19 protein-coding genes and 1 pseudogene are annotated in these 24,368 nt (G+C 72.0%); 13 read left to right on the top strand and 7 right to left on the bottom strand.

Features of this window, described 5'->3' with window-relative positions; translation table 11 throughout:
* Nucleotides 1–149 precede the first annotated feature (149 nt).
* The 3 genes and pseudogenes from tatC to IF01_RS50195 form a co-directional block, all read left to right on the top strand.
* Nucleotides 150–1,064 (top strand): twin-arginine translocase subunit TatC, encoded by a 915-nt coding sequence (gene tatC / locus IF01_RS0122860; protein WP_051742997.1) that lies wholly within the window; start codon nt 150–152, stop codon nt 1,062–1,064.
* A 673-nt stretch (nt 1,065–1,737) separates the two neighbouring features.
* A complete protein-coding gene (locus IF01_RS0122855) occupies nt 1,738–2,169 on the top strand; it encodes a hypothetical protein (RefSeq protein WP_030395371.1) in 432 nt (143 codons plus the stop codon).
* A gap of 122 nt (nt 2,170–2,291) precedes the next feature.
* Nucleotides 2,292–2,669 (top strand): annotated as a pseudogene (locus IF01_RS50195) (transporter substrate-binding domain-containing protein); the annotation flags it as partial.
* Here IF01_RS50195 and IF01_RS48415 read toward each other — a convergent pair.
* Nucleotides 2,627–2,878, bottom strand: a complete 252-nt coding sequence (locus tag IF01_RS48415) for a LuxR C-terminal-related transcriptional regulator (RefSeq protein ID WP_244215596.1) — start codon at nt 2,876–2,878, stop codon at nt 2,627–2,629. The pseudogene IF01_RS50195 and the gene IF01_RS48415 overlap by 43 nt on opposite strands.
* A 724-nt stretch (nt 2,879–3,602) precedes the next feature.
* Between IF01_RS48415 and IF01_RS0122845 the strand changes: the two genes are divergently transcribed.
* From IF01_RS0122845 to IF01_RS0122830, 4 genes are all read left to right on the top strand, one after another.
* Complete coding sequence (locus IF01_RS0122845) at nt 3,603–4,646, top strand: substrate-binding domain-containing protein (RefSeq protein ID WP_030395369.1); 1,044 nt, start codon at nt 3,603–3,605, stop codon at nt 4,644–4,646.
* Nucleotides 4,647–4,801: 155 nt separating this feature from the next.
* Complete coding sequence (locus IF01_RS0122840; protein ID WP_030395368.1) at nt 4,802–6,379, top strand: sugar ABC transporter ATP-binding protein; 1,578 nt, start codon at nt 4,802–4,804, stop codon at nt 6,377–6,379.
* Nucleotides 6,376–7,416 carry an ABC transporter permease gene (locus IF01_RS0122835; RefSeq protein ID WP_030395367.1) on the top strand — a complete coding sequence of 347 codons (1,041 nt, stop codon included), beginning with the start codon at nt 6,376–6,378 and terminating at the stop codon, nt 7,414–7,416. Before IF01_RS0122840 ends, IF01_RS0122835 begins: the two co-directional genes overlap by 4 nt.
* A 214-nt stretch (nt 7,417–7,630) precedes the next feature.
* Nucleotides 7,631–8,704: a LacI family DNA-binding transcriptional regulator gene (locus IF01_RS0122830; RefSeq protein ID WP_051755965.1), complete on the top strand. Its 1,074-nt coding sequence runs from the start codon at nt 7,631–7,633 to the stop codon at nt 8,702–8,704.
* A gap of 91 nt (nt 8,705–8,795) precedes the next feature.
* On the opposite strand, the gene IF01_RS0122825 is transcribed toward IF01_RS0122830, so the two are convergent.
* Nucleotides 8,796–11,252, bottom strand: coding sequence for an RICIN domain-containing protein (locus tag IF01_RS0122825; protein WP_063764277.1), 2,457 nt, complete (start codon nt 11,250–11,252; stop codon nt 8,796–8,798).
* Between the two features lie 141 nt (nt 11,253–11,393).
* Nucleotides 11,394–12,842: an RICIN domain-containing protein gene (locus IF01_RS0122820; protein WP_030395364.1), complete on the bottom strand. Its 1,449-nt coding sequence runs from the start codon at nt 12,840–12,842 to the stop codon at nt 11,394–11,396.
* A gap of 1,153 nt (nt 12,843–13,995) precedes the next feature.
* On the opposite strand from IF01_RS0122820, the gene IF01_RS0122815 reads away from it, so the two are divergent.
* Nucleotides 13,996–14,826 carry a GNAT family N-acetyltransferase gene (locus tag IF01_RS0122815; protein ID WP_051742972.1) on the top strand — a complete coding sequence of 277 codons (831 nt, stop codon included), beginning with the start codon at nt 13,996–13,998 and terminating at the stop codon, nt 14,824–14,826.
* 92 nt (nt 14,827–14,918) lie between these two features.
* Nucleotides 14,919–15,107 carry an ATP-binding protein gene (locus IF01_RS0122810; protein WP_030395362.1) on the top strand — a complete coding sequence of 63 codons (189 nt, stop codon included), beginning with the start codon at nt 14,919–14,921 and terminating at the stop codon, nt 15,105–15,107.
* 534 nt (nt 15,108–15,641) lie between these two features.
* Here the strand turns inward: IF01_RS0122810 and IF01_RS0122805 are convergent.
* From IF01_RS0122805 to IF01_RS0122790, 4 genes are all read right to left on the bottom strand, one after another.
* On the bottom strand, nt 15,642–16,565 hold the full coding sequence (locus tag IF01_RS0122805; protein WP_030395361.1) for a carbohydrate ABC transporter permease: 924 nt from the start codon (nt 16,563–16,565) through the stop codon (nt 15,642–15,644).
* Nucleotides 16,565–17,533, bottom strand: a complete 969-nt coding sequence (locus IF01_RS0122800) for a carbohydrate ABC transporter permease (RefSeq protein WP_078880209.1) — start codon at nt 17,531–17,533, stop codon at nt 16,565–16,567. Before IF01_RS0122800 ends, IF01_RS0122805 begins: the two co-directional genes overlap by 1 nt.
* A 43-nt stretch (nt 17,534–17,576) precedes the next feature.
* A complete protein-coding gene (locus IF01_RS0122795) occupies nt 17,577–18,845 on the bottom strand; it encodes an extracellular solute-binding protein (RefSeq protein WP_030395359.1) in 1,269 nt (422 codons plus the stop codon).
* 424 nt (nt 18,846–19,269) lie between these two features.
* Nucleotides 19,270–20,070, bottom strand: coding sequence for a DeoR/GlpR family DNA-binding transcription regulator (locus IF01_RS0122790; RefSeq protein WP_030395358.1), 801 nt, complete (start codon nt 20,068–20,070; stop codon nt 19,270–19,272).
* 296 nt (nt 20,071–20,366) lie between these two features.
* On the opposite strand from IF01_RS0122790, the gene IF01_RS0122785 reads away from it, so the two are divergent.
* The 4 genes from IF01_RS0122785 (at nt 20,367) to IF01_RS0122770 (ending at nt 24,361) form a co-directional block, all read left to right on the top strand.
* Complete coding sequence (locus tag IF01_RS0122785; RefSeq protein ID WP_078880208.1) at nt 20,367–21,386, top strand: ROK family protein; 1,020 nt, start codon at nt 20,367–20,369, stop codon at nt 21,384–21,386.
* Nucleotides 21,383–22,315 carry a 1-phosphofructokinase family hexose kinase gene (locus IF01_RS0122780; RefSeq protein ID WP_030395356.1) on the top strand — a complete coding sequence of 311 codons (933 nt, stop codon included), beginning with the start codon at nt 21,383–21,385 and terminating at the stop codon, nt 22,313–22,315. The genes IF01_RS0122785 and IF01_RS0122780 overlap by 4 nt, the downstream gene beginning before the upstream one ends.
* 160 nt (nt 22,316–22,475) lie before the next feature.
* A complete protein-coding gene (locus tag IF01_RS0122775) occupies nt 22,476–23,426 on the top strand; it encodes an SIS domain-containing protein (protein WP_030395355.1) in 951 nt (316 codons plus the stop codon).
* 98 nt (nt 23,427–23,524) lie between these two features.
* Nucleotides 23,525–24,361: a class II fructose-bisphosphate aldolase gene (locus IF01_RS0122770; RefSeq protein ID WP_030395354.1), complete on the top strand. Its 837-nt coding sequence runs from the start codon at nt 23,525–23,527 to the stop codon at nt 24,359–24,361.
* Nucleotides 24,362–24,368: the final 7 nt, after the last annotated feature.

The following is a 24,368-nucleotide window of genomic DNA, read 5'->3' as shown; positions in this document are numbered from 1 at the left end:
CGGCGCGGATCCGCCCGGGGCCTGCCGACGGGCGGGCCTCCGAACACCAGCCGAGGTCCGGGTTGAGCAAGCTGATCAAGGTAGCGAAGACGTCCAAGGCGCTCGGCGCGCCCAAGGCGCCCAAGGCGTCCAAGGACCCCGAGGGCCGGATGGCCCTCGCCGACCACCTGCGGGAGCTGCGCAACCGGGTGGCCAAGTCGGTCCTGGCGATCGTGCTGTTCACGGTCGTCGCGCTGGTCTTCCACAAGAGGATCGAGGACTTCCTGCTGCAGCCGCTCCGCTGCACCCCGGAGATCCTCGCCGCGGGCAAGGAGAAGTGCGCGCAGGTCTCGACCATCGGCCTCACCGCCGGCTTCAACTGGATGCTCAAGGTCGCCCTGACCACCGGCGTGGTGGCCACCGTCCCGGTCTGGCTCTACCAGGTCTGGGCCTTCGTCGCGCCCGGTCTGCACCGCAACGAGCGCAAGTACACCCGGATCTTCGTCGCCTGCGGCGCCCCGCTGTTCCTGGCCGGGGTCGGCCTGGCGATGGTGCTGCTGCCGACGACGGTCCGGATGCTCATGTCGTTCACCCCCGACAACACCACACCGATCCTGCCGCCCGACGACTACTTCGACATCGCCACCCGGCTGGTCCTGGTCTTCGGCCTGGCCTTCGAGTTCCCGCTGCTGCTGGTCATGCTCAACCTGACCGGCATCGTCACCGGCAAGCGACTGCTCGGCTGGTGGCGCGGCATGGTGATGGGCATCACCGTCTTCGCGGCGTTCGCCACCCCGAGCGTCGACCCGCTGAGCATGCTGGCGCTGGCCGCGCCGATCTGGGCCCTGTACTTCCTCGCCTGCGGGATCGCGGTGGCCAACGACCGCCGCAAGGCCCGGCGCAACCCCGACCTCGGGCTCGACGACGACGAGGCCTCGGAGGTCGACCTCACGGTGCGGCCGGTACCGGCGGTGGCGGCCGTCGAGGCCTCCACCCAGCCGTCCGCGAGCGTCGAGGTGCACCTGCCGCGCCAGGAACACCCGGAGCACCAGGAACACCGGGCGCGCCTGGACGACATCACCTGATCCTTCGGCGGGCGCCCCGACCGCAGCACGTCACGGCGCCCGCCGGCCTGTGCCCCGGCACCGCGGACGCCTGCGTGCCGGTGCTCCGCCGTCCGACCGTCCGACCGTCCGACCGGGCACCGGCCGTCACGAGCGGTGGGCGCCCGAAAGCGCGCTGCATTCGCCGCCCGCTGTGTCCCCCTCACATTTCGCCGGTGCGGATCGCTGGTTGTCGTGCTCGCAAAGAAACACCCGCGGACTTTCCGGCCGTCGAGGCCGGGGATTCACCGCGAGGCACCGATCCCGCACGTATCCCTTCCGCGACGGATTCCGCGGAACGACCGGCGGGGCCACGTCCGGAAATTCCCCCGCACCGGGCCGGGCCGCTCCATCGGCACTGGCGCCGACACCGGGCGGTACCTGCAACCGCCCCCCACCCTCTGCTCCGCATTCGCCGGCGGACCACTACCCATCATTTCCCCACCATTTCCCCGGCGAAGAGTCGAATACCCAATGACCACCATCGGAGTCCATTCTCTTGAATGTCCGAATCGGCCGGGTATTCTTCACCGCAAGGCCGATCACAACGGGAGAGCCGGGGCGGAAACGCCGCCGGGACCGTGATCGGCCGTCCGCCCGCACGACCGGACCCCCTCCGGGTCCGGCATCTCCTCGAATCCCGTGGAGCCAGCCCATGCGCGTATCCGACAACTCCCCCACCCTGCAGCCGGCCGCCTACCTGTGCCGCCCCCCGAGGAACCCGAGGACGGCGTACGGCGACGGCGAAGCCCTCAGGCACTTCGCCGCCCGCCTCGGACTGCCCGCTCCGGTGTTCTACCTCGACGACGTCCACCCGTCCTCGTGGGGCCACCGGTCCCGACCGCAGTTCGAGACACTCGTGCGCGCGGTCATCGACGGCACCCACCGACTCCTGCTGATACCGGGCCCCTGGGTCTTCTCCAGCGACGAGGGCCGCATCCGGCTGTCGCTCCGGGTCCTCAGCGCGGCCGGCTGCACCCGGGTCCTGGCGCTGCCGAAGCATCACGCGACCGTCCTCCAGGAGCACCCGGCGACGGTCGGCGAGCGCCCCGGACGAGTGCCGGGCCAGCGGAGGCCTTCCGTCTGACCGGAACGCTCCGTCCGACACCGCGGCAGCCCGGTGACCACGAACTGACATCGGACCAGGACGGAGGTGCGGCGAGGGAGGAAGGCGGGGCCTCGGGGCGCGGGTGATGCCGATAGCGGATCGTGACACGCGCCCCTCCTCTCGCCGCGGAACCGGATGGGGCGCAGCGCGCCGCCGGGGTCCTGCGGATCGGGTCCGACCTGAACTACCCGCCGGTCGCGCTCCGTGGCGCGGACGGCAGGCCGGACGGCCTCGACCCGGACCTCGCCGAAGCCCTCGGGCGGGTCCTGGGTCTGCGGACCGAGCTCGTCGACACGCCGTTCGACGAGCTGATGCCCGGTGTCGACCGCGGGCTTCTCGACGTGGCGATGTCGGGGATCAGCGACACGCCCGCACGGCGCAACGCTCTCGGCGAGGACGGTATGCCGACAGGCCGCCCCGGCGTGGACTTCGTGGACTACTTCGTCGCCCGGACCTCGATCATCGTGCAGAACGGCAACCCGAAGGGCATCCGCACGCTGGACGAACTCATGCCGTGCTGCCCGCCGTGCTGCCCGCCGTGTTGCCGACCGGTTCGAGTGAGGTCGGCGCGGGTGGTGCGGAGTTCGGTGCGGACGCGGGCGACGTGGTTCTCGACGGTGCGGGTGGAGAGGAAGAGGGCGGCGGCGATGTCCTTGTCGGTGACGCCGGTGGCGAGGAGGTCGCAGATCTGTTCCTCGCGCGGGGAGAGTCCGTCGCCGTAGCCGGTGCGGCCGCGGAGGACTGGGGGGCTACCGGTCCCGTGCCCAGGTCCGGCCGGAGAGATCCCCTCATCCGAACCGAACAGCCAGCGACACCGTCACACGGCAATCAACATGTCGAGGGGTAGCCCGACCACCTCCCCACAAGACCGAACCTCCGTCGGCCCTGACCAGGCCCGGAACAGCAGCGCCCGACCGAGGGAGCACCGCCCGCACGGCGTCCGACCGGAGGGTGCGTGCTGCGCTTCCCCCGGGCGCCGCCGCCTCCGTCGGACGGCGCGGTACGGGAGGAGGTGCACCGACCTCCCATCTCCCACTGCTGATGTGCTTTCTGATGGTTCGTCGGCAGCGACCGTTCGGCGAGGACGAGGCACGGGGCGGACGACGATGGTGGGTTCACCGCCCTCCGACACCGGAGCGGACCACTCCGTTCCGTCCGACCACACGTCACAAGGTGGTCTCGACACCTACGTGCTCTTGACGTGACTTCCGAAACAGAGGTGTCATATCCCCACTACGTTCGAGTCTGTTGGTTTCTGACGCATTGTGTTTGCTTTGCTGTTCACCGACAACGTAGTTCCCGCTCAGCCGCGTTCCTCCAGATCGTGGTCCGCCACCTCGGGCCCCACGTACCAGCGCCCCACCGCACCCGGCACCCTGCCGTCAACGGGTGCGGTCCCGAAGGAGCTCCCCATGTTCCGTACCACCAGCCGGACCGTCGCCGCAGCGGCACTGCTGCTCAGCCTCGGCCTGACAACCGCGTGTTCGACCGGCAAGGAGGCCGCCTCCGGCGGAGACGCCGCGGTCGCCAAGGTCGACGGCAAGATCTCGATCACCTACCTGCAGAAGCAGGGTGACCAGGAGTACTTCGTCGGCGAGGCCGCCGGCGCCAAGGCGAAGGCGGCCGAGCTGGGCATCGACCTCAAGGTGGTGAACCTGGGCAACGACGCCAACAAGACGATCAGCGAGGTCCAGGCGGCCGTCGCCCAGAAGACCAACGGCATCATCATCGTGGTGCCGGACCCTGCGGTCGGCCCGCAGGTCGTCCAGGCCGCGAAGGACGCCAAGCTGGCGCTGCTCACCTCGGACGACCAGATCTGCACCAACGGCCCCGACCCCTCCACCTGCGCCAAGGAGAACCTGGTCCCCCGGATCGGCTTCTCCGGCAGCCAGATGGGCGGCGAGGTCGGCAAGCGCGCCGCCGAGGAGTACAAGAAGGCGGGCTGGAACCCGGCCGAGACCCGCACCATCTCCGCCTGGAAGCAGGACGTCACCGTCTGCGGCGACCGGGTCAAGGGTGCCAAGGAGGCGTTCGGTGCCGCCGCGCCCGGCGTCCAGAACATCGACGTGGCCACCGACAACACCCCGACCGGCGCCCAGGACAAGATCGCCGCGACCGTCACCGCCAACCCCGGTGTGAAGAACTGGGTCGTCTGGGGCTGCAACGACGAGAACGTGCAGGGCGGCGTCACCGCGCTGGAGAACGCCGGCATCGGCGCGGACCGGGTGATCGGCGTCGGCATCGGCGCCTACCTCGCCTGCAAGAACTGGGGTTCCGGCAAGCCGTCCGGCATGAAGGCCGCGCTGTTCATCAACGGCAAGGACGTCGGCGCGCTGGCCGTCCAGACCATGTACGACAAGCTCAAGAACAGCAAGGAGTTCCCGAAGGAGGCGTTCGCGCCCACCACCATGGTCGACGCGGCCACCTGGAAGTCCGCCGGCGTCACCTGCGGCTGACCTCCCCGAACGGTCGGCGCACCCACGCGGCCCCGACCCGACCCGCCTCCGGCCCCACCAGCTGCCCTGACCCGGGGCCGGAGGCGCGCGGCCGGACGTCCCCGCCGCCCCGATCGGCCCCACCCACTCCCCGACAGACCTCCCGAGGACCCTCCATGAGCAAAGCCCACGACCCGACTCCCGCCCCGCGCCCGCCCACCGGCCAGGGCCCGGCAGGCTTCGCCGGCGTGCACCAGGTGACCAAGCGGTTCGGCGCGGTGCAGGCGCTCGGCGGAGTCACCCTCGACTTCCCGGCCGGTCAGGTCACCGCCCTCATGGGGGAGAACGGCGCCGGCAAGTCCACCCTGCTCAAGATCCTCACCGGCGACCACCAGCCGACCGAGGGCCACGTCGTCCTCGACGGCCGCCGCATCGACCTCGCCTCGCCCGCCCAGGCCCGCGCCGCGGGCATCCGGATCATCCCGCAGGAGCCGGAGATCATCCCGCACGTCTCGGTCGCCGAGAACGTCTACGCCGGCGCCCTCCCCCGCGCCGCGGGCCGCCGGCTGGACCGCGCCGAACTGCGCCGCCGCATCACCGGCGACCTCCAGCGCCTGGGCTTCGACAAGGTCCTCGACCCCGACCTGCTCGGCTCCCAACTCACCCCCGCCCAGCGGCAACTGGTCGAGATCCTGCGCGCGCTCACCGGCGAGGCCAAGGTGATCGCCTTCGACGAGCCGACCTCCTCGCTCTCCGAGCACGAGGTCGACGCCCTGTTCGCCCTCATCCGCCGACTGCGCGACCAGGGCGTCGCCGTCGTCTACGTCTCGCACCGGATGCAGGAGATCTTCCAACTCGCCGACCGCATCGCCGTCCTGCGCGACGGCACGCTCGCCGGCGTCCAGGACGCCGCCACCACCACCGAGGGCGAGCTCGTGCGCCTCATGGTCGGCCGCGACCTTTCCGCCATGTTCTCCCGCACCCGCGTCGCCACCGACCGCCTCGTCCTCGACGTCCGGGGCGTCACCACCGACGACGTCCACGACATCAGCCTGCAGATCCACGCCGGCGAGGTCGTCGGCCTCGCCGGACTCATCGGCGCCGGACGCTCCGAACTCGCCCTCGCCCTCGCCGGCGACCGGCCGATCCGCTCCGGGACCGTCACCCTCGACGGCCGGCCGCTGCGCTCCGGGAGCCCCGGCGACGCCATCCGCGCCGGCCTGGGCCTGGCCCCCGAGGAACGCAAGGCCCAGGCCCTGTTCCTGCACCGCTCGATCCGCGACAACACCTCCACCGTCGTCCTGGACCGCCTGCGCCGCTTCCGCTTCGTCAAGCGCGCCGCCGAACGCGAACTCGCCCAGGAGTACACCGACCGGCTGCGGGTACGGACGCCCTCCGTCGAGCACGAGGTCCGCAAGCTGTCCGGCGGCAACCAGCAGAAGGTCGTGCTGGCCCGCTGGCTCGCCCGCAAGCCCAAGGTCCTGATCCTGGACGAACCCACCCGCGGGATCGACATCGGCGCCAAGGCCGAGATCTACCGGATCATCGCCGACCTCGCCGCCGACGGCGTCGCCGTCCTCGTCATCTCCTCCGAACTCCCCGAGATCCTCGGCCTCGCCGACCGCGTCCTCGTCATGCAGAACGGCCGCGTCACCGGCGAACTCGACCGCGCCGACGCCACCGAGGAGGCCATCCTCAGCCTCGCCATGGCCGACGACATCGCCACCGTCCCCACTCCTGGAGCATCCGCATGAGCACCACCACCGGCACCCCGCCCGCAGCCAAGGCCGGCGGGAACCTGCCGCACACCTCCGGCGGCGCGACCAGGATCCTCGCCTCCGTCGGCGCCCAGAACCTCAGCCTGATCGGCGCCCTCGTCGTCGTGCTCGCCCTGTTCGGCACCCTCAACGACAACTTCCTCAGCCTGGGCAACATGCAGGTCATCGCCGAGGCCGCGACCATCACCGGACTGCTCGCCGTCGTCCAGACCGTCGTCATCATCATCGGCGGCCTCGACATCTCCGTCGGCTCCCAGGCCGGCGTCGCCTCCGTGGTCAGCGCGATGGCCTTCACCAGCACAGGATCCAACCCCTACCTCGGCATCGCCGCCGCCCTGGCCGTCGGCGTCCTCGTCGGCATCGTCAACGGCCTGGTCATCGTCTACGGCCGCGTCAACCCCACCATCGCCACCCTCGCCGGCCTCGCCGCCTACAAGGGCCTCGCCCAGCTCCTGTCCGACGGCCGCGCCCAGGGCTACGTCCTCAACGACGACCTCTTCGTCTTCCTCGGCCGCGGCAAGATCGCCGGCCTGCCCGTGATGGTGTGGATCCTCATCCTGGTCGCCGTCGCCGCGCACGTCCTGCTCAAGTACACCGACATCGGCCGCAACATCTACGCCATCGGCGGCAACGACACCGCCGCCCGCCTCGCCGGCATCAGCATCAACAAGTACCTGATCGCCGTCTACGGCCTGATCGGCGTCGTCGCCGCCGTCGCCGGCGTCCTGCTGACCGCCCGCACCGGCAGCGGCCAGCCCGTCTCCGGCAGCGAGGGCCTGGAACTCAAGGCCATCACCGCCGCGGCGCTGGGCGGCGCGGCCCTCAAGGGCGGCAAGGGCGGCATCGGCGGCACCCTGCTCGCCGTCGCCCTGCTCGGCTGCCTGGAGAACGGCCTCACCGTCCAGGGCGTCAACTCCTTCTGGCAGAACGTCGCCCAGGGCTCCCTGCTGGTCATCGCCGTCGTCATCCAGCAGCGCCGCAGCGGCGAACGCCCCATCGGCCTGCCCGCCTGACCGCTCACCGTCCTCGAACGCCCCGTGCGGCGCGGCGTCCCGCCGATTTCCGGGACGCCGCGCCGCACGGGGCGCGGGCGCGCGGCCCTGTCGCCGCCGAGCCCTCCCCTCCCCGGTCCGGCCGGGCCCTCCCCTCCCCGGTCCGGCCGACCAGCTCCGTCCGCTGATCACGGCCGCTACGATGTCGGCGCAGACATCAGGGGAAGGGGCCGGCATGAACAGCGCGGCGAAGCCCGGCGCTGCCGCGCGTTCCGCCCGGCGCCCGGCGTCCCAGGCCGACGTGGCGGCCCTCGCGGGAGTGTCCTCGCAGACGGTCTCCCGGGTCGCCAACGACCGGCCCAACGTCGAACCGGAAACCCGCGAGCGGGTGCTCTCCGCCATGCGCATGCTCGGCTACCAGCGCAACAGCGCGGCCCGGGCCCTCACCCTCGGGCGCTTCCACGCCCTCGGGGTGGTGACCTTCGACGTCACCGCGCAGGGCAACGCCCGGACCCTCGCCGCCATCTCCCGGGCCGCCCAGGCCGCCGGCTACTCGGTCCACGTGGTCTGCATCGAGGACGAGACCGAGGAGGCCGTCCAGCGCGCCGTCCGCCTGCTCACCGACCAGGCCGTCGACGGTCTCGCCGTCATCGAGGCCCAGATCCTCGACCGGCCCGGCTTCGCCATCACCTCCGGTGTGCCGGTCGTCGTCGCGGACGGCGATCCCGACCGGCGGTACACCTCCGTCGACACCGACCAGGCGGCGGGCGTCACCGCCGCCGTCCAGCACCTGCTCGGCCTCGGGCACCGGACGGTCCGGCACATCGGCGGCCCGCAGAACTCCTACGCCGCCCGCCGACGGGCCGCCGCCTGGCACAGCGCCCTCGAGGCGGCCGGAGCCCCCGTGCCGCCGATCGACTTCGGCGACTGGACCGCCGCCTCCGGCTACGCGATCGGTCGGCGGATCGCCGCGCAGCCGGACGTCACCGCCGTCCTCGCCGCCAACGACCAACTGGCGCTCGGCCTGCTGCGCGCCCTGCACGAGGCCGGGCGCCGGGTGCCGGAGGACGTCAGCGTGGTCGGCTTCGACGACATCCCCGAGGCGGCCTTCTTCGTGCCGCCGCTGACCACCGTGCGGCAGGACTTCGACGAGGTCGGGCGCCAGTGCGTGGCCCGGCTGCTCGACCGGATCGAGCCGCCGGCCAGCGAGGGCGACACCGTCACGGCGGTGGTGGTCCGGCCCGAACTGGTCGTCCGCGCCAGCACCGCCGCACCGCCGCCCGTCCGGCGCGCGCGACGCACCTCCTGACCGGTCGGGGCCGGTACCGCGGGCGCACACGACGGACGCGCGCGTCCCCGGCCGTCGACCGGGCTGGGGACACGCGCCGCCACCCGGCGGGTCAGCCGATCCTGAACCGCTGCCCGGCACCCGCTCCGCAGGGCTCCTGCACCAGCGCCGCTCCCGGCTCCGCGGCGTTCGCCGCGACGGCCAGGCACTTGCCGCTGTGTCGCGCCACCAGCGCCGACCAGCCGCCACCGGTGGGACGGACCGACCACTCCTGGTTCCACGCCCCGCTGCACCCGTACTGCACCACGGGAGCACCGTCGGCCGTGGACTCGCCCGCCACGTCCAGGCACAGCCCGCCGGCGCGCACCACCACCGACACCTGGCCGGGGCTCGCCGCCCGCAGCGACCACTGCTGGCCCGGGGATCCGGTGCAGCCGGCCTGGACGACGGCGCCGCCGGCGGCCTCCACGCCCCCGACTGCCTCCGCGCACAGGCCGCTGCGCCGGACCGTCACCGGCTGCCACACGTCCGCGGCCGCGCCGCGCACCGACCAGGACTGGTTGCTCCCGGCGGTGGCGGGCCAGACGCCCACCGGCGCACCGTCCCACCGGGCCGCGTCGCCGACGTCCAGCAGGAGCCCGGTCGCCCTGTTGACGAAGGTGCCGCGCCCGTCGCCGGTGCTGGAGCGCATCCACAGCTGCTTCGCCGCGTTGCCGGGATCGGCGTAGCCGAGCGCGCCTGCGGTGACCGCGAGCGCCTTGCCCGTGGCGGCGTTGGCGATCCGGTAGGTCGCCATGCTGTCCCAGCTCCCGCCGACCCGGGTGATGTTCCACTTCTGGCCCGGGTCGGCCGGGTCGGGGGTGCGCTGGACGGGCCCGCCCTGGGCGGAGGGTCCGGCCGCGAGGGCCAGGCCGCTGTTCCCGTTCAGCAGCTGCCGGGAGTCACCGGCCGGGGTGGCCGCCGTCGAGGCGTTCACCCCGGACGTGCCGGGCAGGACGAAGGTGGTGACCGACCCGGGCCCGACCGTCGTGGTCAGCGTGGCGGCCGCCGTCACGGTCAGGTCCGCCTCGCGCCGCAGGTCCTTGGTGGCGTCGGTGGTGTAGCGCTGGACGACGGTGCCGGCGCCCGGCTTCTGGTAGCCGGCCAGGTCGAGGGTGAGGGACTGCGCCGCGCCGGTGTCGTTGGTGTGGACGACGACCGTGCCCGCGCCACCCGGCCGCAGCGCCGCCAGGGTGGCGGCGGAGTCGGTGGCGACGACGCGGGCGCCGGGCCGGACGAACCGGGTGTAGTGCGCCATCGCCCAGTACTTCTTGTTCTTGCGGACGGGCTCGGCACCGGGGTCCTCGGGTGTCAGGTCGACCTGGATCAGACCCCAGTTGGAGTTCTCGTGGGCGGGCGTCATGTTCTCGTAGTCCTCGACGGCCTGCCAGAGCACCCAGGCCCGCGGTTCGAGCTCCTTGAGGTCGCCGGTGATGCGGTCGGCGAGGTCGAGGGCCGGGTCCATGGCGGTGAAGTCCTGCGGTCCGCTGCCGCCGAGGTCGACCTCGGACATCCACAGCGGCTTGCCGGAGCCCTTGGCGATGTCCCGGGCGCCGACGCGGTCCCGCGGGCTGTAGGTGTGGACGTTGAGCTTGCCGATCGCCGCCCGGGTCGCGGCCGGGTAGGAGTTCCAGTCGTCGCGGAACATGGCCGGGTCGGTCTCGTCCATCGCCGCCACCGGTGTGGCCAGTCCGGCCGCGTCCAACGCGCCGCGCAGGCTCCCGATCATGCGCGCCTGGGAGGCGTGGTCCCAGTGGGAGCCCTCCTGGGGGCCGCCCGCGCGCCAGTACCCGGTACCGGGCTCGTTGACCGGCGACAGGGAGCCGAAGGTGACGCCGGTGGACTCCTGCACCCGCTTGACGGCCCCGGCCAGGTAGGCGGCGAACTTCTCGTACTGGTCCGCGCGGAGGTTGTCCTGCCAGCTGTTGACTGCGCCGGAGACCAGGCCGCTGTTGGTCATGAAGTACGGGGCGGAGTTGGAGTACGCCTCGAAGGTGTCCGCGCCGCGGCTCTTCGCGGCGGTGAGCCACCAGCGCTGGTCGGCGTCGGCGGCGGCGTTCCAGTGGTCGGGGTTCGCCGGGTTCCACCAGTCCGCCGGTCCGGGACCGCCGCCGGGTCCGCCCGCCTGCGGGGCGTTCTGCGCGGGACGGTTCCAGTAGCCGGGAACGGCCGCGCCGGGCCGCATGTACGGCGCGGTCTCGGGGCTGTCGCCGCCGCCGATGTTGTAGCGGGCGACGGTGAGGCCGAGGCCCTCGGCGCCGAAGAGCTCGTCGGCCAGCCGGTTGCGCTGGGCCTCGGGCCAGCCGCCGGTGACGTTGGCGAACCAGCCCAGCGAGGTGCCCCAGCCCTGGAAGGGCTGCTGCTGGTAGGAGGGGTCGAGCCGGACGGTGAGGTGGGCGGCGGGGGCCGGTTCGGCGGCCGCGACCGACTGCGGCGGGGCGAGCAGGCCGGCGCCGGCGGCCGCGACCGCGACGGCCGCCGTGAGGCAGTTGCGGGCCGGGCGGTGCCGGGGCTTCGTTCGGGGTGCCATCGGTCCTCCAGGGACGGGAGCGGGCAGGCGAACGGCACGCCCCTCGGGTGGGGGGAGGGGCGTGCCGTCGGGGAGCCGTGAAGGAGGGTGGGGCGGGGCCGTGCCCGTCCGGCGGTGGGGCGGGCGGGGCCGGGCCCGGGGTCAGACCGTGACGGTCCGCCGCCCGAACTGCTGGTTGGTGCCGCTGTTGCAGGCCCACTGTTCGAGGGCGGCGCCGTCGGTGGTGGCCTGGTTGACGACGTCCAGGCACTTGCCGCTGTGCCGGGCGATCAGCCGGACGTTCCCGGAGCCGTCGGCCACCCGCTGGACCTGCCACTGCTGGGACGGGACATCGGCGCAGGTCCCCTGCACGGCGAGGGCCCCGTCGGCGGTCGACCCGCCCTCGATGTCCAGGCACTTGCCGCTGTGCCGGGCCATCACCTGCACGTAGCCGGTGCCGAGGTTCTTCAGGAAGAAGTTCTGGTTGGCGCCGTTGCCGCAGGTCCACTGGAGCAGCCGGGCCGACTCGCCGAAGGAGTAGTCGCCGACGTCGACGCACTTGCCGCTCTGCCGGCCGACCAGTTGCTGCCAGGTGGCCTTGAGCGGGGCGATCCGGCCGGCGGCGGCGTTCACGGTGATCTGCGGCGAGTAGCCCAGCGTGAGGGTGGTGTCGGTGGGGAAGGCCAGCGGGAGCCACACGTACTGCGAGTCGTTGACCGTGCCGCCCGTGGAATTGCCCCAGCGGTCGCCCATGTAGAGGTAACTGGTGCCCTGACTGCCCGCCACCGGCAGGACGAAGGCGGTCTGACTGGCATAGGTGACGCCGTCACCGGCGTCCCGCAGTCCGCTCCAGGCGCCGGTGATGCTGCCGGCGGTCGCGTACTTCTGCTGGTTGGGGGCCCAGCCGCTCGCGCCCGAGGTCAGCAGGAAGTACACGCCGTTGCGCTTGAACAGGGCCGGGGCCTCGCGGGACTCGCCGTTCCACAGGCTCTGCACCTGCGCGTCGATGCCGGTGTAATCGGCGGTGAGGCGGTAGACGTGCAGGTCGCGGTTCTCGTTGGCGGCGGAGACCATGTAGCCGGTGCCGTCGTCGTCGACGTAGGTGGTGATGTCCCGGGACATCGCCCCGAGCGGGCGGAAGCTGCCGCGCCAGCTGTAGTCGCCGTCGACGGTGGAGGACACCGCGACGGCCGCCCGGGCCTCGCTGTAGTCGGTGGCGCTGCCCTCCTTGTGCATCCACATGACGAACTGTCCGGTGGCGGCGTTGTACATCACCTTGGGGCGCTCGATGTTCGCGCCGGCCAGCTCCGGGTCGGTCGCCTGCGTCAGCACGTGCCGGCGGAACTCCCAGGTCTTCAGGTCGGTCGAGCGGTACGCGGAGACGTAACGGAACGAGTTGTCGGCGTTGCGGTTCTCGCCGAACCAGTAGTAGTAGGCACCGACCTTGATCACACCGCCGCCGTGGGCGTGCAGCGGGTTGCCCGCGGTGTCCGCGAACCGGGTCCCGTTGGTGACCGTCACGGTGACCGCCTCCGCCTGTCCGGCGCCCTGGAACAGGGAGGCGCACAGGGCCAGCACGGCAGCGCCGACGGCCGTTCTCAAACGCAGCATGTCCACACTCGTCCTTCGTTCGACGACGCGCCCGCGGGCCGGTCGTGGCGCGGCGGACCGTCCGGCCGGTGCGCGATCCGCGCGGCCGGTGCGGGTGGTCCGCGCGGCCGCGCCGACGCCTCCGCCCGGGCCGGGCGGCGGCCGGGATCTCTCGCGGGCGCATCGTGGGTGGGGTGGCACCGACCGTCGGCGACAGCGCGTCCGTCGCTGATGTTCGCGCAAACAATCGGGGTGATGGAGAGTTTCAAAGTGCTGTTCGGTTGTGTCAAGACTTCTGACCGATTGACAGGCGAAGCGGGGCAATTGGACCCGAACCATCCACCAGGGGCATACGTACGACCACGCATCGTCATGTTCGGGCGTTGCTTTTCGTTGAGTTCTGTTCGATCGAGGAGTGGGCTGCTACATACTGGGAGACGTGATTTCCTTTCCAGCCCCGCTGCCTCGCCGGGGCAGGGCCAGTGCTGGACCGCAGAGGTTCGCCGGGTTGGCGCTGCCGGGCCATCAGCCGGTTGGAGGTCGCGAGACGTTCAGCTCGGAAGGGGAGCGACGGCAGAGCCGGTCAGGGCCCCCGGACTCACGGACCCCTGCCCGGACCCTCGGTGGGCGGGAGGCCGTCCCCGCCTACTCGGCTCTGACGACGAGGACTTCGTCGTCCGGGACGCGGAAGGAGCGCACCGACCCCCAGTACGACGTCAAGCCCGACCGCACTGAGCACGTTCTGGAGCGCTTCCCGGACCGCACGTTCGCGTTCGACGAGTTCGGCCCGCTCGGCATCCGGTTCGGCCCGCTCGGCATCCGGCGTCGCAAGGGCACCGCACTCAAGGCGATCCGCGCCGCCCGCCGGGACGGCGCCCCGGTCTACGTGAGCCCGGACAACCTCTCCGCCCACAACGGCAAGAAGACGGTCCGGACCCGCGAACTGCACGCCTACCTGCGCTGGCGCAACGCCAACGCCCGACACCCCGACGTCTTGGCCGTGCAGCGTCGCGAACGCGCCCGCATCCCATCCGGATCCGGATCCGCAGCCGCAGCGAGAAAGGCATCCGCCGGGGCGGCCGTCTCCCGACGCGTGCCGCGTGATCGGTCACGTCTGCGGGGAACAGGAGGAAACTCAATGGCGGGGCCGCCCACCTCGTGCTGGAGTGGGCGGATGGATCACGAAGAAGTGCTCGCCCTGTTCGACCGCCGGATGAGGCGCGACGCGCGGCCCGACGCTGCCGGAGCCCGCGTCGAGCGTGACGGCGACGTCGTGCGGCAGGTCGGCGAGGATCACGACTGGAACGGCGTCCTCTGGTCGGACCTCGACGATGCCACGGCGGATGCGGCGATCGCGGCGCAGGTGCGCTACTTCGGCACGCTGGGGCGCGAGTTCGAGTGGAAGGCATACGCCCACGACCGGCCCGGCGATCTCGGGAGGCGGCTGCGCTCGGCCGGGTTCACGGCCGAGCCCGAGGAAGCGGTGATGGTCGCGCGGATCCAGGATCTGCCCGTCGACATCGCGCTGCCCGAGGGCGTCCGCCTGCTCCCGGTGACCGATCCCGCAGGAGTGGATCTCGTGGTGGACGTCCACGAGCAGGCCTTCGGCACCAGCGGAGGCGGTCTGCGGCAGCGGCTGCTCGCCCAACTCACCCAGGACTCGGACACGGTCAGCATGGTCGTCGCGATGGCCGGCGACCTGCCCGTCTGCTCGGCGCGGATGGAACTGAACCCGGGCACGGAGTTCGCGGGCCTGTGGGGCGGCGGCACCGTGACCGCCTGGCGGGGCCGGGGGATCTACCGGGCCCTGGTCGCCCATCGCGCCCGGATCGCCGCCGACCTCGGCTACCGCTACCTCCAGGTCGACGCAACCGACCAGAGCCGCCCCATTCTCCAACGACTCGGGTTCGCCGTCCTGACCACCACGACTCCGTACGTCTACCCGCCCCAGCGCAACGACCGCGAAGCGCAGCGCGGCAACGCGGCCACCGAACACACCCGGTGAACCTTCTCGGTCACAGCACCAGGGTGGACGGGCGGGAGCGCGGCAGTCCGTCCCCTCCGTCGTGGAGGCCGCGGATCCGATGGGAGCACGGTGTGGACGACCACGGTGGTGGAACGGCTCCCGACGGCGCCCGGGGCTTCTCCTTCACGGGGCGGGACACCGAGTTGCGCGCGCTGCTGGGCACGGTGTCCGGGGTGCGTCCGGCGGTGGTGCTGGTCGAGGGCGAGGCCGGGATCGGCAAGTCCCGGCCGGTCGCGGAGGTGTCGATCACCGCCGCGTGATGGGTCGGGCCGTGGGTGTCGACTCCGCCGGTGATGTCCGGGCCGTCGTGCGTCATGCCGGTCATGTCCGTCCTTGCCGCTTGTCCGAGCCGGGGGCGGCACGCGCCGGTCGGGCGGGTGGACAAGACAGTGACGGGGCCTCTGGCCAGGCTCCTGTGAAGTCACAGCGCCCGTCCGCCGCGTGCGGGGTGATGCAGCCGATGAGCCGACAAATCCGGGTCACCACGAACATCATCACTGTCAGTCGACGGTCCAGGTCTGCACGGCGGAGCGGGTGTCGGGCTGCAGGCTGCTCGTCCTGTGGCAGCAGTACATCGAGCCGACAGTGCGACAGGGCATGAATGGCGCTCGAACATGCTCCAAGAGTGAGCTTTTCTAACAGCTTCAACCACGAAGGTGTCAGGGCGCCGCGCGGGCGTCAAGGCCTACCCGGTCGTAGCTTCGACCGCTTCCGTACCCGGTGGGCCGGGCATGCCGAAGGGCCCGCCCCCGGGCTCGGGGCCGGGGACGGGCGTTCGGGGGCGCGGTCCGGGGCTACTTCACGGATCCCGCGGTGAGGCCGGAGACGACCTTGCGCTCGATCAGTGCGAAGAGGACGACGACCGGCACGATGGCGATGACCGAGCCGGCGAACAGGAAGTTCCACTGGACGGTGTAGTTGCCGATGAAGCTGTTGATGCCCACCGTCAGCGGCTGGTTCTCCGGGACCGTGGACAGGGTCAGTCCCATCACGAACTCGTTCCAGGCCGCGATGAAGGTGAAGATCATCGCGGTGACGACCCCGGGCATCGCGAGCGGCAGGGTGATCCGCAGCAGCGCTCCGCCCCTGCCCAGTCCGTCGATCATGGCGGACTCCTCCAGGGCCACCGGGATGGAGGCGAAGTAGGCGGTGAGGATCCAGATGGCGAAGGCCAGGTTGAAGGCCGCGTTGCACAGGATCAGCGTCCACACCGAGTTCAGCATGTCCAGTTGGTAGAACTCGCGGTAGAGGCCGACCAGCAGCGAGGTGGGCTGGAACATCTGGGTGACGAGCACCAGCAGCAGGAACAGCTTGCGCCCGCGGAACCGCACCCGGGCGGTGTAGTACGCGGCGGGGACGGCGACCAGCAGCACGAGCAGGGTGGACCCGGCGGCGACGAGCAGGGTGACGCGGAGGTTGTCGCCGAGGTGGGACTCGCGCCACACGTCGACGAAGTTCGCCCACTCGAACGAGGACGGCAGGTAGCCGGCGTCGCGCAGTTCGTCGGCCGGCCGCAGTGCGGTGATCACCATCTCGGCGTACGGCAGCAGGAATCCGGCCGCCAGCAGCCAGGCGGCAGCGGCGATCAGCAGGGTGCGCGGGCGCAACGTTCGGGCGGAGCGCGGAGCGCCGGCCCTCGTGGTGCGGGCGGTCTTCGCGGTGCGGGCGGTCACGGCGGGCGGGGCGGTCTCCGCCGGCGCGAGAGTGGAGCGGGCCATCAGTTCTCCTCCTGGTTCCAGCGGCTGGCCTTGAGGAAGACGACGACCATGACGACGACGAGGGCGAAGTTCACCACGGACATCGCGGCGGACTCCCCGATGTCCGAGTTCTTGAGCTGGTACATGAACACGGTGGTGGTGGCGGTGTCACTGTCCGGGCCGCCGTGGGTCATGCTCCAGATGATCGGGAAGGAGTTGAAGACGTTGATCAGGTTGATGACCACTCCGACCAGGAACGCCGGCCGCAGCAGCGGGAGGGTGATCCGGAAATACGTCTGCCAGGGGCCGGCGCCGTCCACCCGGGCCGCCTCGTAGACCTCGCCGGGGACGGTCTGCAGCCCCGCCAGCAGGGTGTAGGTGGTGAAGGGCAGGGAGACGAAGACGGCGACGAACATCATCCAGGGCCAGGCCGTCGCGGGGTCGCCGAGCCAGTCCCGTGGGCTGTCGATCAGACCGAGGTCGGTCATGAGGGTGTTGAGGACGCCCGCGGTCTGGTTGAGCATCCACTTGAAGCCGATGGCGGTCATCACGACCGAGGCGGCCCAGGGCGCGATGAGCGCCCAGCGGGTGAGGCGCCGGCCGGGGAACCTCTGGTTGAAGAGCTGGGCCAGCGCCAGGGAGACCAGCATGGTCGCGCCGACCACGACCACGGTCCACACCACGGTCGACAGGACGACCGAGGGCAGTGACGGTTCCGCGAACAGCTGCTTGTACTTGTCGAACCCGGCCGAGCCCCGGACGAATCCGCTGCTGCTGATCCTCAGGAAAGAGGTGCGGACCATCTCGTAGACCGGCCAGAGGACGACCAGGGCGATCAGCAGGACGGCCGGCCCGATCCAGGGAAGCGGTCCCAGCCGGGCCAGGCCGCCCCTGTCCTTGCGGACCGGGCCGTCCTTGCGGAGCGAGCCGTCCTTGCGGAGCGGGCTGCCCTTGCCGGCCGGGCCCGATGTGGTTGAAGTGGTGGACACGAGGGAGTGCCTGCCTTCCGTGACAATGCGGTGCGCGGGCTGCCTACTTGTCGGAGACCGCTGCCTCGGCCTTCTTCTGCAGCTCCCCCAGGACCTTCGCCGGGTCGTTCACGGCTGTGCCGCCGCTCTTCTTGATCTCGGCGGAGACGGCGTCCCAGGCGGTGTCGCCGAGCGGGTAGAAGGCCGCGTTCGGCAGCAGCGCGAAGAAGGGTTCGAGGTCCGGGTGCTTGCCGCTGCCGGTCATGTCCTTGAGGGTGTCCTCGGTGACGGGCATCAGGTTGTAGAGCTCGTCGAACTTGAGCGTGTTCTCCTTGGCGTACGCGAAGTCGAGGAACGCGCGGACCTGCTCCTTGTGGCCGGGGCCCTTGAACGCCATCATCCAGTCGGCGACACCGAGCGTGGACTTCAGCGCACCGGCCTTCCCGGGGATCGGCGCGACGCCGTAGTCGACCTTGCCGTCCTTGGACATCTGGATCAGCGAGGGGTGGCCGTTGAGCATCGCGGCCTTGCCGGCCGCGAAGTCCGCGAAGGCGGTCTTGCGGTCCGTCGTCGCGGGGTTGGCGTAGGTCAGGCCGGGGGCGACGAGGTTCGTCTTCAGCCAGGTGAACGCGTCGATGTTGGCCTGGCTGTTGAGCGTGTAGGCGCCCTTGGGGTCGGTGAGACCGCCGGCGTTGCCGAGCTCCCAGATCAGCGACTCGCCCTGGGCCTCCTCGGAGCCGAGCGGCAGCGCGTAGGGGGTCACGCCCGGCACCGCCGCCTTGATCTTCTCGGCGGCGGCCTTGACGTCGTCCCAGCTCTTGGGGGCCTCGGTGATGCCCGCCTGGGCGAAGAGCGCCTTGTTGTAGAAGAACGCCCGCGCCGAGGCGACGAACGGGATCCCGTAGGGCTTGCCGTCGACCTCGCCGGCCTTGGCGAAGCTGTCGATCAGGTTGGTCCGGGTCGGCTCCGACAGCACCTCGTCCGCCCGGTACAGGAGGTTGTCGGCGACCTTGTCGGCGTAGCCGCCGGTCTGCAGGACGTCGGGCACATTGCCGCTCTGGATCATCGTCTTGACCTGCGAGTCGATGTCGTTCCAGTTGATCACCTGGACGTCGACCTTGATCTTCGGGTTGGCGGCGGTGAACCGGTCCGCCACGTCCTTCCAGTAGGACGCCGAGCTGTTCGAGGCCTTGTCGCCGTAGTCGGCGGCGACCAGCTTCAGCGTCACGTCCTTGTCGGCGGAGGCCGTGCTGCCGCCGCCACTGCCGCAGGCGGTGAGGGCGAGCGCCCCGAGGGCGCAGGCAGAGACCGCTGCGAGAGAGCGCTTGTTCATCGTCAGTACCGCCTTGTCTCCCGGCCGGTCTCGACGACGCGGCCCAGTGGGGGTCCGGAAACTGCCGCAGAGTTCGGAGCGTGCATACATGTGGAAGATCCAAGCATGTTTCGCTCATGAACGAGCATCTGTGGTGGGCAAAGTAAACACGAGGAGGCGGGCCCCGAGCCAGACCCGTTACGCAAACGATGCCAACACGACAGGCCTCGAGCACGGGAGATGCACAGGAAGCACACCGCACAGGGGCGTTCGCTGTTCCGGCGCCGCCGGGCAGCGCCGCCGGGCGGCCGGCGCGCTTCGGCTCACCGCCCTCCCGCCCGCACCGGAACGGAAAACGCCCGGCGGGCTGCCGCGAGAGCGGAGCCCGCCGGGCGAGGGTGCTTCGTACACCTGGTTATGGCGGCGTGGGGGTGGTGCGGGAGGGTCAGACCGCGATGACCTCGATACCGGCCTCGATGAACCGCGCCGCCATCTCGGGGACCAGGCCGGAGTCCGTGACCAGCACGTCGATCCGGTCCAGGCCGCAGATCCGGGCGAAGGCACGTCTGCCGATCTTGGACGAGTCCGTCGCGAGGACCACCTTCCGGGCGCGCTCCGCGAGCAGCCGGCTGATGCCGGCCTCGTCCTCGTGGTGCGTCATCACGCCGAGCCTCGGGTCGACGCCGTCCACACCCAGGACCGCGACGTCGAGGACCACCTGGTTCAGCACGCCCTCCGTCAGCGGCCCGACCAGTTCGTAGGTCTGGGGCCGCGCCACGCCACCGGTCACCACCAGCTTGAACTGCGGGCGGACCGCGAGTTCACCGGCGATGTTCAGGGAGTTGGTGACGATGGTGTAGAGCGGCCCGGAGGCCGCCTCGCCCCGCTCCGCGGGCCCGCCGCCGGCCCGGAGCACCAGCGCCCGGGCCACCTCCGTGGTGGTGGTGCCGCCGTTGAGCCCGACGACGTCCCCCTCGCCCAGCAGCTCGGCCACCGCGGTCGCGATGCGCTGCTTGTCCGACACCCGCCGCGAGGACTTGTAGCGCATCGGGAGTTCGTAGGAGACGCCGTGCGCGATCGCCCCGCCGCGGGTGCGGACGAGCAGCCGCTGCTCCGCCAGCTCGTCGAGGTCGCGCCGGATGGTCGCCGGCGACACCGCCACCGAAACGGCCGCTTCGTCGACGTCCAGCTTGCCGTCGACCGCGAGCAGTTCGAGCAGCTTGCTCCACCGCTCCTGCTTGGACATGCGCAGCAACCCTTCTTCGACTGGAACTCCGGCACCGCACCGCGCCCGGCGGGAACGGATGCCGCCTCGGGCGGCCGGTCCGCCGACCCGGGACGTGTGCGCGGAGTTGATCGTATCGCCGCAGCGTCGCGCAAGGCGTGGCACGGGCAAGCCGCGCACGTCACACGACATTCGGCGGCCGACCTCTGGACTCGGCAAGCCTTCCGCGTGGATACTGCGCTCACACATCTTGATGGATTTCGCATCTTAAGCGCAATCAGTGCGCATCTTCGATCATCCAGGATGGTTCGACACCCATGATCAGCAACCCCTCCCCGCGCCCGGCCGACCCCACTCCCCCAGCCGTGCCCCCGCCCGACGAGCACCCGCCGGGCTGCGTGATCGCACTCGACGTCGGCGGCACCGGGATGAAGGGCGCCGTGCTCGACCACGGCATGCGGCCGCTGCACACCGTGCACCGACCCACTCCGCGCGCCGACGGGCCCGCCGCCGTCCTCGACGCCATCACGGACACCCTGCTCGACCTGAACCGATCGGCCGTCGGGTCCGGACTCCCGGTGCACCACACGGGGGTGGCCGTCCCCGGCATCGTGGACGACGTCCGCCGGCGCGCCGTCCGGTCGGTGAACCTCGGCTGGAGCGACCTCCCGCTCGCCGCCCTGCTGGAGGAGCGCACCGGCCTGCCCGTCGCCCTGGGCCACGACGTCCGCGCGGGCGGTGTCGCCGAATGCGCGATGGGCGCCGCCCGCGGGGCTGCCGACGTCCTGTTCGTCGCCATCGGGACCGGCATCGCCGCGGCCCTCGTCTGCGACGGCCGGCCGCTGCTGGCCGGCGGGTACGCGGGCGAGATCGGCCACATCCCCGTCCCGTCCGGGGCGGGGGCGTGCGCCTGCGGTGGCGCCGACTGCCTGGAGACGGTGGCCTCCGCCGCCGCCGTGGCGTCCGCCTACACCGCCCGCACCGGCCGGCCCGTCTCCGGCGCGGCCGACGTGGCCGCCCTCACCGCGCAGGGCGACCCGGTGGCGCGAGCGGTCTGGGACCGGGCCGCGACCGGACTGGCGGAAGCACTCGCCACCACCGCCACCCTGCTCTCACCGGAACTGATCGTCCTGGGCGGCGGTCTCGCCGAGGCGGACCGGCTGCTGCTCGACCCCGTGCGGGCCGGCCTGGCGGAGCGGCTCACCTTCCAGCGCCGTCCCGTGGTCGTGCGGGCCGAACTCGGGGACCGGGCGGCCTGTCTCGGCGCCGGCCTCGCGGCCTGGCGGGCGGCCGGACACCCCGTCACCGCCGGCCGGACGGGAGCACCCGTCCGATGATCCTCACCGTCACCCTCAACGCCGCGCTCGACGCCACCTGGAGCGTCGACAGCCTGCGCCCCCGCACCTCCCACCGCGTCGACGACGCGCAGGAACGGGCGGGCGGCAAGGGGATCAACGTCGCCCGCGTGCTCGGCGTCCTCGGGCACGACCCGGTGGCCACCGGCCTGGTGGGCGGGTCCACCGGCCGCCGGATCCTCGACGAACTCCACAGCGCCCGGATCCGGAGCGAGTTCGTCGAGGTGGCCGGCGAGTCACGCCGGACCCTCGCCGTCGTCTCGCGCGACGACGGCGACGCCACCGTGTTCAACGGGCGCGGGCCGTCGGTGACCGAGACCGAGTGGCAGCGTTTCCACCGCCGCTACGCCGATCTGGTCGTGGCGGCACGCGTGGTGGTCCTCAGCGGAAGTACCCCGCCCGGCCTTCCTGCGGACGCCTACGCCCAGTTGGTGCGCACTGCGGCGGCGGCCGGCGCGCTCACGGTGCTCGACACCAGCGGTCCGGACCTCCTCCGGGCCCTCGAAGCCAGGCCCGACGTGGTCAAACCCAACGCCGAGGAGATCGCCGCGGCGACCGGGCAGTCGGACCCGGTCGGTGCGGCCGCCGCGCTGCGCTCCCTGGGCGCCCGCACGGTCGTGGCCTCCGCCGGCGCCGACGGTCTGCACGCCGTCACCCCGGAGGGCACCTGGCGGGCAGTGCCCCCGGAACGTCTGGCCGGCAATCCGACGGGCGCGGGCGACGCCTGCGTGGCTGCGATCGCCGCCGGGCAGGACGCGGGCTCGGCCTGGCCGGACATCCTCCGCAGGGCGGTGGCCCTGTCGGCCGCCGCCGTCCCCTGCCCGGTCGCCGGCGAGGTCGACACCGCTGTCTTCCGGCGGCTGCTCCCCCGGGTCGTCGTCGAGGCGGTCCCGCCGGGCCCGGGGCGATGACTCTCCTCACGTCGTGATGTTTGCTCGATAGTGATTGATATCTGCGATTTACGAGCAACTCTTGACAGAAAGACTGCTTGTGAAACAGCATGCTGAGCAACCGGACACCCGCTCCACCTCCTCCGGCCCCCTCCGCCCGCTCCCACCGCAAGGAACCCGCGTGACCACCTTCGAAACCTCCCGCACCTCCGTCGAGATCGCCTCGCAGCCCGCGACCTGGTCGCAGGCGGCCCGCTCCGCCGGCTCGCACACCGACGCGCTGCCGCGCCGCGGTGAGCGGGTCGCGGTGGTCGGCTGCGGCACCTCCTGGTTCATGGCCCACGCCTACGCGCAACTGCGCGAGAGCGGCGGCCACGGCGAGACCGACGCTTTCGCGGCCTCCGAGTTCCCGCTCGGCCGCGCCTACGACCGCGTCGTGGCCCTCACCCGCTCCGGCACCACCACCGAGGTCGTCGACCTGCTGGCGAAGCTCAAGGGGAGCGTCCCGACCACCGCCCTCACCGCCGACCCGGCGACCCCCGTGATGACGGCCGCCGACCACGCCGTCGTGCTCGACTTCGCCGACGAGGAATCGGTCGTCCAGACCCGGTTCGCCACCACCGCGCTCGTCCTGCTGCGCGCACACCTGGAGGCCGAGGGCACCCTGCCCGCCGGGGTGCGCCCGGTCGCCGAGGCCGTCCAGGACGCCCGACTCGCCCTCGACACCCCCTTGGCTCCCGAGCTGAGCGGCGCCGACCAGTTCACCTTCCTCGGCACGGGATGGACGTACGGCCTCGCCCTCGAAGCCGGCCTGAAGATGCGCGAGGCCGCGGGCGCCTGGACCGAGGCCTACCCCGCCATGGAGTACCGCCACGGCCCGATCAGCATCACCGGCCCCGGCCGGGTCGCCTGGCTGTTCGGTCCCGCGCCGCAGGGCCTCGCCGACGACGTCGCCCGGGTCGGCGGACTCTTCCGGCAGGCCTCGGGGGGCGGATCCGGATCCCTCGACCCGCTCGCCGACCTGATCCTCGTCCAGCGGCTGGCCGTGCTCCTCGCCGAGGCCCGGGGCTACGACCCCGACCGCCCCCGCAACCTCACCCGATCGGTGATCCTAGGCCCCGCCGCCGCCTGACCACCCGTCCCTTCCGCTCCGCCACGCCCTCCCTTACGCCCTCCCCGCGCGGACTCCCTGCACCGCGCACACCACCAGCGCCTTCGTGGAGAACCCTCATGCCTCTGACACCCACCGGCGACATCGTCGGCCCCGCCCGCACCGGCGCCCACGGCGTCGGGGCGTTCAACGTCGTGCAGATCGAGCACGCCGAGGCCATCGTGACCGGCGCGGAACGGGCCGGCCGGCCCGTCGTCCTCCAGATCAGCGAGAACACCGTCCGCTACCACGGTGCGCTCGCCCCGATCGCCCTCGCCTCGCTCGCGCTCGCCCGGGCGGCCTCGGTGCCGGTGGCCGTCCACCTCGACCACGCGGAGTCCCCCGAACTCGTCCACGAGGCCGTCGACCTGGGCTTCACCTCGGTCATGTTCGACGCGTCCAGGCTCGACTACGACGCCAACGTGTCCGCCACCCGGCAGATCGCCGAGCACTGCCACCAAGCCGGCGTCTGGGTCGAGGCCGAACTCGGCGAGATCGGCGGCAAGGACGGCGCCCACGCCCCGGGCGTCCGCACCGACCCCGACGAAGCGCGCGCGTTCACCGCCGCCACCGCCGTCGACGCCCTGGCCGTCGCCGTGGGGAGCTCCCACGCGATGCTCACCCGTGACGCCGCCCTGGACCTCGACCTGATAGCCCGGCTGCGCGCCGGCCTCGACGTGCCGCTCGTCCTGCACGGTTCCTCGGGCGTCGGCGACGCAGACCTCGCCAAGGCCGTCGCCGCCGGCATGACGAAGATCAACATCTCCACCCACCTCAACAAGCTCTTCACCCGCACCGTGTCCGACCGCCTGCGAGCGGCACCCGACACCGTCGACCCGCGCACCTACCTCGGTCCGGCACGCGACACGGTGGCCACCGAGGTGACCAGGCTGCTGGGCGTCCTCACCGCCCGCTGACGGGTCC

Source organism: Kitasatospora purpeofusca (assembly GCF_000718025.1).
Classification (GTDB): Bacteria; Actinomycetota; Actinomycetes; order Streptomycetales; family Streptomycetaceae; genus Kitasatospora; species Kitasatospora purpeofusca.
The sequence above is the reverse complement of the archived record's forward strand: the minus strand, read 5'-3'. Positions and strand labels throughout refer to the sequence as shown.